The 12,043-nt window shown below is 70.8% G+C and carries 1 protein-coding gene (running past one end of the window); it reads right to left on the bottom strand.

What is annotated here, in order from left to right; translation table 11 throughout:
- On the bottom strand, window positions 1–12,043 hold the beginning of the coding sequence (locus ACPCXD_RS03570) for a non-ribosomal peptide synthase/polyketide synthase (RefSeq protein ID WP_423658432.1). It extends 21,704 nt beyond the left edge of the window; only the first 12,043 of its 33,747 coding nucleotides appear in the window; the start codon lies at window positions 12,041–12,043; its stop codon lies off the left edge, out of view.

Genomic DNA, 12,043 nt, shown 5'->3' with positions numbered 1-12,043 from the left:
GTTCGGCGATCAGCCCGCCGATCTCGTCCTCACGCAGCGCGATGTCGACGTCGAACTTGGCGATGGCGAGATCCGCTGCGAGCGGTTCGACCCGCAGCCCGGGCAGTTCAAGCTCGCCGATGCCCTGGTTCTGCAGCGACAACGCGACCTGGAACAGCGGCGAGTGACTCTGCGAGCGCACCGGATCGACGGCTTCGACCACCTGGTCGAACGGCACATCGGCGTGCGAGAAGGCCGCGAGGTCGGTGGTGCGGACCTGCTCGAGGAACTCCGCGAACGACGTCGCGGGATCGATGCGGGTGCGCAGGACGAGGGTGTTGACGAACATGCCGACGAGGTCGTCGAGGGCACGATCACCGCGACCGGCGACCGGCGTGCCCACCGACACGTCCTCGGTGCTGCCGAGACGCGCGAGCAGCACGGCGAGGGCGGCGTGCAGGACCATGAAGCGGGTCGCGCCGTGGGCGTGGGCGAGGCGGTCGATGCGGGCGAGGATCTCGGGGGCGATCCGGAAGCCGGTGTTGGCGCCCCGGTAGGACGCTGCTGCGGGTCGCGGGCGGTCGGCGGGCAGTTCGAGCACGGCCGGGGTGTCGGCGAGCACCGAGGTCCAGTAGTCGAGCTGTTGCGCGATCGGTGCCTGCGGATCCTGCGGATCGCCGAGCACGGTGCGCTGCCACAGCGCGAAGTCGGCGTACTGCACCGGCAGCGGTTCCCAGGCCGGCTGCGTGTCATCGAGGCGCGCGGAGTAGGCGACGAGGACGTCACGGGCGAGCGGCACGGTCGACGCGCCGTCGGCGCTGATGTGGTGCACGACCACCACGAGCACGTGGGTGCGGTCGTTCTCGCGGAACAACGCGCCGCGGATGGGGACCTCACGCGTGACGTCGAAGCCGCGTCCCACGACCCCGGCGATCGCGGTGTGCAGTGCGTCGGTGTCGGGTGTGTCGATCGGGGTGAGATCGAGCGGCACGTCGCCGGTGGCGAGCACGTGCTGCGACGGCCCGTCCTCGTGTTCCGGGAAGACCGTGCGCAGCGCTTCGTGCCGGTCGAGCACGTCGCGGACGGCGGCGGTGAGGGCGTCGACGTCGAGGTCGCCGCGCAGGCGCACCGCGAGCGGGATGTTGTAGAGCGGGGACGACGGGTCGAAGCGGTTGAGGAACCACATGCGCTGCTGCGCGTACGACAGCGGCACCCGCGCGGGGCGTTCCTGGGGCACGAGCGGCAACCGCTCGCCCGTGCCGATGTGCGAGCCGGCGGTCTCGGCGAGGGCCTGCACGGTGGATCCCTCGAACACCGCGCGCACCGGCACCGTGGTGCCGAGCGCTTCCCCGATCCGGGCCACCAGTCGGGTCGCGATGAGCGAGTTGCCGCCGAGCGCGAAGAAGTCGTCGTCGAGGCCCACGCGTTCGACGCCGAGCAGTTCGGCGACGATCTCGGCCACCGTCTCCTCGACGGGGTTGGTGGGGGCACGGAACTCGCGAGTGACCGGGTCGGGCGCGGGCAGCGCCTTGCGGTCGAGCTTGCCGTTGACCGTGACGGGCACCGTCTCGATCGGCACGATCTGCGAGGGCACCATGTACGACGGCAGGACGTCGGCGACGGCGCTGCGCAGCGCGTCGGCGTCGACCTCGGCGCCGTCGCGGGGCACGACGTAGCCGACGAGCCGTTCGCCGGTGTGGGCGTCGCGGTAGACGTCCACGACGGCGTGCGCGACGCTGTCCTGACGGCTCAGCACCGCCTCGATCTCGCCGAGTTCGATGCGCAGACCACGCAGTTTGACCTGCGCGTCGCTGCGGCCGACGAAGTCGAGTTCGCCCGACGCGCGCCGGCGCACGAGGTCGCCTGTGCGGTACATGAGCCCACCAATGAACGGGTTGGCGACGAACCGCGCGGCCGTCATCCCGGGCCGGTCGTGGTAGCCGCGGGCCAGCGCCTGACCGGCCAGATACAGCTCACCCAGCACACCGTCGGGCACGGGCTGCAGACGCGTGTCGAGGACGACGGCACCGGCACCCTCGATGGGCGCACCGATGGTGATGCGGTCGCCCGGGGTGAGCGGCGCGGTCTCGGTGATGATGATGGTGGTCTCGGTGGGACCGTAGCTGTTGACGAAACGGCAGACAGGGCCGAACTTCTCGACGAGTTCGGGCGGGCACACGTCGCCGCCGACCACGACGGCCTCGAGATCCGGCAGCCTCGCCGGCTCGACGCCACCGAGCGCGGCTGGTGCGGTGAGCACGTGGGTGACGTGGTGGCGCAGCAGGAACGCTTCGAGGTCGGCGCCGGCGACGACCTCGGGCGGCGCGACCACCATGGTGGCTCCGGCACCGAAGGCGGCGAGCATCTCGAACACCGATGCGTCGAAGCTCGCCGACGAGAACCGCAGCACCCGCGACTGCGCGGTGAGTCCGAGTTCGGTGCGGTATTCGGCGGTGAAGGCGTTGAGGCCACGGTGGGTGACGACGACGCCCTTCGGGGTACCGGTCGAGCCGGACGTGTAGATCATGTACGCCGCGACGTCGGGTGCGACGTCGACGTCGAGTGCGTCGGTCGCCATCCCGGCACACCGGTCGGCAATGTGATCGGAATCCAGCGTGAGCCAGCGGAAGTCGACTGCCGGTGCGATCTCGCTCATGGTCAGGCCGAAGGCGGCACCCGAGTCCGAGAGCATGAAACCGATGCGGTCGACGGGCAGCTTCACGTCGATCGGCACGAACGCTGCCCCGGTCTTCGCGACCGCCCACACCGCGACCAGCGACTCGATGGTCCGCTCGAAGGCCAGGGCCACCACGGTTTCCGGACCCGCCCCCTCGGCGAGGAGGACGCGAGCCAGAGCGTTGGAGCGTTCGTCGAGGTCGCGGTAGGTGAGCTGTCGCGTCTCGTCCACGGCGGCAACACCGTTCGGCGACGCGACGACACCGGCCGCGAGGATCTCCGGCAGCGTCCGGATCCGGATCGCATCCGCTCGGGCCGCGTCGAGTGCCCGGGCGGTCTCATCGGCGTCGAGATACGGCAGGTCGCCGACGGGGCTGCGCGGGTCGTCGAGCAGCTGCGCCAGCATGCGGTTCCAGCGCTCGGCGGTGCGGGCGGCGGTGGATGCGTCGAACAGGTCGGTGGCGTAGGTCAGGGTGCCGGCCAGGGCACCATGGTCGTCGCGGAGCGTGAATTCGAGGTCGAACTTGGCGATGCCGAAGTCGGGCACGATCGGTTCGACCCGCAGCCCGGGCAGTTCGAGATCGCTGGGGTGCGCTTCCTCGACCGACAGTGCGACCTGGAACAGCGGTGCGCTGTTCTGCGACCGCACCGGGTCGACGGCCTCGACGACCTGCTCGAACGGCACCTGGACGTGAGCGAAGGCGTCGAGATCGACGTCGCGGACGGTGGCGACGATGTCGTCGAAGCCCGCGGCCGGGTCGACAGGGGTTCGCAGCACGAGGGTGTTGACGAACATGCCGATGAGGTTGTCGAGGCGACGGTCGCCGCGACCGGCGACCGGCGTGCCCACGGACACGTCGTCGGTCGCACCGAGTCGGGCGAGCAGCACGACGAGCGCGGCGTGCAGCACCATGAACCGGCTCACGCCGTGGGCTTGCGCGTAGGCGTCGAGTCGGCGGACGGTGTCGGGATCGACGGTGAACGGCACCGCCGCGCCCCGGAACGACGAGCTCGCGGGTCGCGGCCGGTCGGTGGGCAGTTCGAGCAGCGCGGGTGCGCCGGCGAGTGTCGTGGTCCAGTGGTCGAGTTCGCGCGCGGCGGTCTCGGTGGGTTCGCCCGGTGCGCCGAGCACCTCGCGCATCCACAGCGCGTAGTCGGCGTACTGCAGCGGCAGCGGCTCCCAGAGTGGTGCCCCGCCTGTGGCGCGCGCGGAGTAGGCGAGCACGAGGTCGGTGGCGAGGACCTGGGTGGACCAGCCGTCGATGGCGATGTGGTGCACGACCATCACGACGACGTGGCTGCCGTCGGCGCACTCGAGCAACGTCAGTTCCAACGGCGGTTCGACGGTGATGTCGAATCCGCGTGCGGTCAGCTTCCGGATACGTTCGGAGAGGTCGGTTTCCGCGATCGTCTCGGTGTCGGCGACGAGCACGGGACGATCCCGCAGCGCGTCGTCGACGGACAGGATGTTCTGGTACGGCCCGGCATCGGAGTCCGGGTAGATCGTCCGGAGCGTCTCGTGTCGTTCGAGGATGTCGACGACCGCCGCGCGCAGGGCGTCGAGGTCGAGATCGCCGCGCAGTCGCAGGGCGGCGCCGACGTTGTAGGCGCCGGAGCCGGGGTCGAACCGGTTGACGAACCACATGCGGGTCTGCGCCGGCGACAACGGAATCCGATCGGGGCGCGGCCCGGACGTGGGAACGGTCGCCGCGGCACCGGTGCCGCGGGAACGGTCGACGGCGGCTGCGAGGCCTCCGACGGTGGGATCGTCGAACAGCGCGCGGATCCCGATGCCGGCGTCGAACGTCTCGTTGACGCGGGCGATCAATCGGGTTGCGCCGAGCGAGTTCCCGCCGAGCTGGAAGAAGTTCGACGACGCACCCACCTGTTCGACCTCGAGCAGTTCGCCCATGATGCGGGCGACGGCGGCCTCGGTGTCGGTGCGCGGTGCGACGTAGGCGGCGGAGGCGTCGAAGTCCGGTTCCGGCAGGGCCGCCCGGTCGATCTTGCCGTGCGCGGTGACGGGCAGGTCGTCGAGCAGCACGAGCACCGACGGCACCATGTGCCGGGGCACGCGGTCGGCGACGGTCGCGAGCACCGCGTTCTCGTCCGGCCGTTCACCGGTGGTGACGGCGTAGGCGGCGAGATAGTCGCCGTGCCGGCCGGTGCGCAGCGTGACGACGGCCTGCGTGATGCCGGGATGCGCCAGCAGCGCGCTCTCGATCTCGCCGAGTTCGACGCGCTGACCGTTGAGTTTGACCTGGAAGTCGGTGCGGCCGAGGTATTCGAGTTCGCCGTCGCGGTTCCACCGGACGCGGTCGCCGGTGCGGTACATCCGATCGCCGGAGTTCCCGAAGGCGTTGGCGACGAAACGGTCGGCGGTGACGGCGGGACCGGCCTGGTAGCCCCGCGCGACCTGCGAGCCCACCACGTACAGCTCACCCGGCACCCCGACGGGCACCGGACGCAGCGCGGCGTCGAGGACGAGGAAACGGGTGTTCCACACGGGCCGACCGAGCGGTACCTGTTCGAGGTCGTCGCGACGAGCGGTGCGGTGCGCGACCTGCACCGTCGTCTCCGTCGGGCCGTAGAGGTTGTGGACCTCGGCGCCGAGCACTTCGCGCACGCGGTCAGCGGTTGTGGCCCGGAGTGCTTCACCACCGGAGAACACCGCGCGCAGCGACGAGGCGTCGATGCCGGCGTGCTGGGCCTCGGCGACGAACAGGTCGAGCACCGACGGCACGAACTGCGCCATGGTGACGCGTTCGCGGTGGACGACGGACGCGAGGTAGGCGGGGTCGGCGTGCCCGTCGCGGTCGGCGATCACCAGCCGCGACCCGCTCTGCAACGGCAGGAACAACTCCCACACCGACGCGTCGAAGGTGAAGGGCGTCTTGTAGAGCACCGTGTCGGCGGCGTCCGGCGCGAAGGCCGCGCGCATCCAGGCGAGCTGGTTGTGCAGGGCGCCGTGCGTCACCGCGACACCCTTGGGCCGTCCCGTGGAGCCGGACGTGAACAGCACGTAGGCGAGGTTGCCGGGGCGGAGCTCGGGTCGTTCGTCGTCGGTCAGCGGGTCGCCGGAGTACCCGTCGACGTCGGACACATCGAGCACGCGCAGGTCGGCGGGCAGGCTGTCGCGGGTCTCGTCGGTCGCGAGCACGAGCTGCGGCGCCGCGGTGGTGAGGACGTGGGCGGTGCGCTGGGCGGGCTGGTCGGGATCGACCGGCACGTACACTCCACCAGCGGCGAGCACGGCGTAGATCGCGACCAGCTGCTCGTAGGAACGTGGGACAGCCACGGCGACGCGCGTTTCCGCAGCGACATCCTCGGCCAGAAGCCGCCGCGCGAGCCGATGTACATCGGAGGCGAACTCGGCGTAGGTCGACACCGATCGGTCGACGACGACGGCCGGTGCATCGGGCGTCCGCGCGACCTGCTGCTCGAACAGCGCGACGACGTCCCCGGCGGGCACCGGATGCGCGGTGTGGTTCCAGGAGCCGAGGACCCGTTCGCGTTCGCCGGGCAGGAACACGTCGACGGCGCCGACGGCCTCGTCGGGACGCTCGGCGACGAACTTCAGGATCTGTGTGAAGCGGCGGGCGAGTTCGCCGACGGTCGTGGCGTCGAAGACGTCGGTGCGGTAGCGCAGGCTCAGTCGCAGGTGTGGTTCGAGCAGCGCCATGAGCGAGAGCGGGTAGTGCGTGGCGTCGCGGGCGTCGACGTCGATGACGTGCATACCGGCGATGTCGGTGTTCTCGTCGAATCCGGCGCGGTCGACGGGATACGACTCGAAGACGGTCAGCGTGTCGAAGAGGGTGCCGGCGCCGATGCGGTCCTGGATGGCACCGAGGCCGACGAACTGCTGGTCGAGCAGGGCGGTCTGCTCGCCCTGCAGGCGCAGCACGAGGTCGGCGACGGTTTCGGTGTCGTCGATCCGCACCCGCACGGGCAGGGTGTTGATGAACAGGCCGAGCATGTTCTCGACGTCGGGCAGGTCGGCGGGCCGGCCGGAGACGGTCGCGCCGAACACCGCGTCGCGGGCGCCCCAGTGCCGGGCGAGCAGCAGCCCCCAGGCGGTCTGGACGATGGTGTTGAGGGTCGCGCCGGTGCGGCGCGACAGTCGTGCGAGGGCGTCGATGTCGTCGGCGTCGAGGTCGATGTCGATCTGGACGGGCGCGTCGTCGACGGCGTCGGTGGCCCCGGGTGCGACCAGCGTGGGTTCGTCGAGGTCGGCGAACGCCTCGGCCCACGCGTCGAGGGCGCGGTCGGTGTCCTGCCGGTCGAGCCAGGCCAGGTAGTCGCGGTAGGACGCGGGAGTGGGCAGTGCGGCCTGTCCGCCGGCGGCGTAGCCGACGAGGAGTTCGCGCACGAGCAGCGGCATCGACCAGCCGTCGAGCACGATGTGGTGGTTGGTGAGCGCGAGGACGGCGCGCTGCTCGGGGAGCCGGACGAGGACGGCGCGCAGCAGTGGCGGGCTCGCGAGGTCGAAGCGGGTGAAGCGTTCGGTGTCGAGGAGCGCCTGCAGGTCGCTGTGCGGGTCGGACGATCCGGTGAGATCGACCTCGCGCCACGGCATCTCGACGTGATCCAGCACGAGCTGGACCGGGGTGCCGGTGTCGTCGTGCACGAAGGCGGTGCGCAGGGCGGCATGCCGTGCGAGCAGCGACGCGAAGGCCGCCTGCCAGCGACCGGCATCGACGTCGTCGGCGAGATCGAGACGCAGCTGTGCCGTGTAGACGTCGACCGCGTCGACGGACAATGCGGCGTGGAAGGCCAGACCGGTCTGCAACGGCGAGAGCGGCCAGATGTCGGCGAGGCGCCCGAAGCGGTTCTCCCACTGCTCGATCTGCTGCTGGTGGGTGCGCACGAGCGGCACGTCGGACGGGGTGAGGCCACCGGCGTCGGGTCGCTGCGTGTGCGCGGCGAGGCCGACGAGTGCGTCCTTCCACCGCTCGGCGAGCGCGCCGACCGTCTCGGCGGAGATCACCCGCGGCACATAGGTGAACGACGCGGTGAGGTGCGCACCGTCGGGGCCGTCGACGACCATCGCGTTGATGTCGACGGCGACCGACGCGGCCATCTGCGACGTGCGGTTGGGGTCGAGGTCGAGATCGAGCGGCACCCAGCCGATCTCGCGGATCTCGTCGGCGATGTGGCCGGAGGTGAGGCGGCCGAGGTAGTTGAACGACACCTGCGCGGTGGGCAGGGCGGCGAGGACCGGTGCCGTCTGCGCGTCGAGGTGTCGCAGGATGCCGTATCCGGCACCGTTGTTCGGGACGGCGGCGAGTCGTTCCTTGACCGTCTTGATCGCGGTGGCGCTCGCGCGTCCTCCGGAGGTGGCGTCGGTGAGGTCGAGGTCGTCGGCGAGGTCGAGGCGCACGGGATACGCGCTGGTGAACCAGCCGACGGTGCGGGCGAGGTCGACGGTGCCGGTGGCGTCGAGGTCGCGGCCGTGCCCTTCGAGGGTGAGCAGCAGCGAGCGCTGGCCGCCCTGGGCTGCGGCGAGTGCGAGAGCGGTGAGCAATCCGTCGGCGGTGCCGCTGCCGTACAGCTCGGGCAGGCGGGTGAGCACCGCGTCGGTCGCGCTCGGGTCGAGATCGATGCGGACGGTCGCGGTGGTCGCGAGGGTGTCGATCTCCGGGTCGAGCGGTGCGACTCCGGCGAGCGGTGCTGCACCGCCGAGGGTTTCGGTCCAGTGGTCGAGTTCGCCCGCGTGGTCGCGGGCGGTGTCGTGCAGGACGTGTGCCCAGCGGCGGTAGGAGGTGCCCACCTCGGGAAGCGACGGCGTCTGTCCTGCCGCGACCTGCATCCACGCCTGACCGAGGTCGGGCAGCAGCACCCGCCACGACACACCGTCGACCACCAGGTGGTGTGCGACGAGCAGCAGGCGGCCCTGCTCGCCCGGTTCGGCGACGTCGAACCACACGGCGCGCAGCACGAGACCCGATTCCGGATCGAGATCGTGGGCGGCAGCGTCGCATTCGTCGTCGACGTAGGCGTCCGCCGACGCGGTGTCGGCGACCGGGACGCGGGTGATCCATGCGTCGAGGTCCGGCAGTTCGGCGTGCGTCCGCCACTGCCCGTCGCGCAGCGTGGACCGCAGGATGTCGTGCCGGGCGACGACGGCAGAGAGCGCGGCCCGCAGGTCGTCGTAGGTCAGATCCGCGGGGGTGGAGACGAGGACGGCCTGCGCGAAGGTGGAATAGTCGCCGCGCCCGAGCATCTCGTGCACGATCGGCGTGATCGGGATGTCGCCCACGCCTCCGCCGGGCAGTTCGTCGAGGACGAGGGCGGTGGGGACGGCGGTCGCGACGCGCGCGAGCGCCGCGATGGTCTTGTGTTCGAAGATCTGCCGGGCGGTGATGTGCAGTCCGGCGGTCTTGGCGCGGGCGGCGAACTGCATCGCGACGATGCTGTCGGCGCCGAGGGCGAACAGCGAGTCGTCGACGCCGATGCGTTCGACGTCGAGCAGTCCGGTGGCGACCTCGGCGAGGAGCCGTTCGGATTCGGTTTCGGGGGCACGGAATTCGGCGGTGGCGAACTGCGGTGCCGGGAGGGCGGCGCGGTCGAGTTTGCCGGCGGGGGTCACCGGGATCTCGGTGAGTTCGACGACGGCGGCGGGCACCATGTGCGACGGGAGGACGCGGGCGACACCGTCGAGCAGTGCCTGCATGTCGAAGGCTGCGCCGGATTCCATACGTACGTACGACACGGGCACGACGGAGCTGCCGCTGTCGTGCACGACGGTCGTCGCGAAGTCGACGCCGTCCTGGTCGAGCAGGGCGTTGTTGATCTCGCCCAGTTCGATGCGGAAGCCGCGGATCTTCACCTGGAAGTCGGAGCGGCCCACGAAGTCGAGCTGGTGATCGGGTGTCCACCGCACCTCGTCGCCGGTGCGGTACAGGCGCGTGCCGGGTTCGAGGGGGTTGGCCACGAACCGATCCGCGGTCTGACCGGGACGGCGATGGTAGCCGCGCGCCAGTGCCGGTCCGCCGAGATACAGCTCGCCGACGAAGCCGACGGGCACCGGTCGCAGGCGACGGTCGAGCACGACGGCGACGACACCGTCGAGGGGACGGCCGATGGTGATCGGATCGCCGAGAGCAAGCGGGTCGCCGGCGGTGACGACGATGGTGGTCTCGGTGGGGCCGTAGCTGTTGGTGAATCGGCAGGTGGGGGCGAAACGTTCGACGAGGTCGGCGGTGCACACGTCACCACCGACGACGACGGCCTCGAGATCCGGCAGACCCGCGGGGTCGACGGTGTTGAGGACGGTGGGCGCCGAGACGATGTGGGTGACCCGGTGGGTGCGCAGGACGTCGACGAGTTCGTCGCCGCCGAGGACGTGCGGCGGTGCCACGACCATGGCGGCCCCGGCGCTGAAGGCCTGCAGCATCTCGAAGATCGACGCGTCGAAGCTCGCCGACGAGAACCGGAGCATCCGCGAGTCGGTGCCGAGCGCGAGTTCGGGGCGGGCGTCGGCGGCGAAGGTCGCGAGCCCGAGATGGCTGACGACCACGCCCTTCGGGGTGCCGGTGGAGCCCGAGGTGTAGATCATGTACGCCGGGTTCTCCGGCACGGCCCGCGAGCGCACGACCTCGACGTCGGCATCCGAGGGGAGCGGGTCGTCCACGGCGATCCAGCGGGGTCCGGTCGGCAGCTCCGCCATCCGACTTCGCACGGTGAGTCCGAGCTGCGCACCGGAATCACCGACCATGTAGGCGATCCGGTCGGCCGGGAGCGCCGGGTCGATCGGGACGAAGGCCGCACCGGTCTTCGCGACCGCCCATACCGCGATCAGTGCGTCGGCGCCGCGGTCCATGCTCAGCGCCACGAAGGTCTCGGGGGCGGCCCCGGCCTCGACGAGCTGTGCGGCGAGGCGGTTCGAGAGGTCGTCGAGTTCGCGGTAGATGACCTGCCGGTCGCCGTCGACGATCGCGACGCCGTCGGGATTGCGGCGCACACCGTCGGCGAGGAAGTCGGCGAACAGGCGCACGGGCTGTGCGGGCAGTCCGCGATACGGGACGAGGCTCTCGTATTCGTCGTCGTGCAGGACGGGCAGGGTGCCGATGGTGCGGTCGGAGTCGGCGAACTCGCCGAGGTACTCGACGAATCGCGTGTGGTGCGAGCGCAATTCGTCGACCGTGTACAGGTGGGGGTTGGCCTCGAGGTCGATGTGGGCGGGCTGGCCCGGTGCGCTCGGGTAGATGTTGAGCGAGAGGTCGTCGACCGGTCCGGTGCTCAGCACGTGCCGGCGGCCGACCGAATCGCCGTAGCGGATCTCGTGGTCGAACATCATGACGTTGACGGCGGGTCCGAAGAATCCGCGGTCGGCGCTGCCGTAGCCGGTGTCGCGGCGCATGTCCTCGTGCCGGTACCGCTGGTGACGCAGCGCGCCGGTGAATTCGAGCTGCATCCGGTCGATCAGATCGTCGCGGCTGCCGTCCGGTTCGACGGCGACGCGGATCGGGACGACGTTGGAGACCATGCCGCCGGAACGACGCAGGCGGACGGTGGTGCGCGCCGAGACCGGGAGGCTGAGCACCACGTCGGTCTCACCGGTGACGCGGGCGAGGAAGGCCGCAAAGGCGGCGGCGACGACGGTCGCGAAGGTCGTGATCTTCTCGCGCTCGGCGATCATCCGGTCGACCGCGGCCTCGACACGCTCGGGCAGGGGCGCGCTGAACCGGACGGGGTGCGGGCCGACGGGCGCGGCGCGACCGGCGAGGCTGATGGGGTGCGGCAGGTCGCGGATGCGGTCGGCCCAGTAGTCGCGGTCGCTGACGAACCGGGCCGAGTCGCGGTAACGCTGTTCGTCCTCGACGATCTCAGGCAGCGGGCTCACGTCGAAGCGGGCGGGCTCGCGGTGCTGCACCGCGGCGCTGTAGCGCTCGGCGGTGCGGGTGTCGAAGGTCGTCGCCCCGTAACCGTCGAGGGCGATGTGGTGGATCCGGGTGTAGACGAAATGGCGGTCGTCGGCGATGCGCAGGACCGCGCACACGATCAAACGGTCCTCGAGCATGTCGAGAGGCGTGCGGTACTCGGCTCGCATCCAGGCGAGGGCCGCCGCTTCGGGATCGTCCTCGTCGCGCAGGTCGAGGATGGTGGCGCGGTCCTCGAGGGTGTGGTCGATGACCTGATGAGGGTGGCCGTCGACCTCGAAGATGCGGAGCATGCCGGTGCCCAACTCGCGGGCGGTGGCGGCGCCGGCGTCGGCGAAGATCTCGGGATCGAAGTGGCCTCGGACGTCGACGTACTGGGCGATGGTCAGTGGAATGTCACCGAGCAGATGCTGGGCGAACCAGATTCCGCGCTGTGCCGACGAGAGCGGAAAACCGGCGCCGGCCTCCCCTACCTGCGACGATGCAGGCGCATACTGCTGTTCCAC

Origin of the sequence: Rhodococcus sp. AB351, from assembly GCF_049538275.1 — a bacterium.
GTDB lineage: Bacteria > Actinomycetota > Actinomycetes > Mycobacteriales > Mycobacteriaceae > Rhodococcus.
Note: the sequence above shows the minus strand (reverse complement) of the source record. Positions and strands in the feature narration are given on the sequence as shown.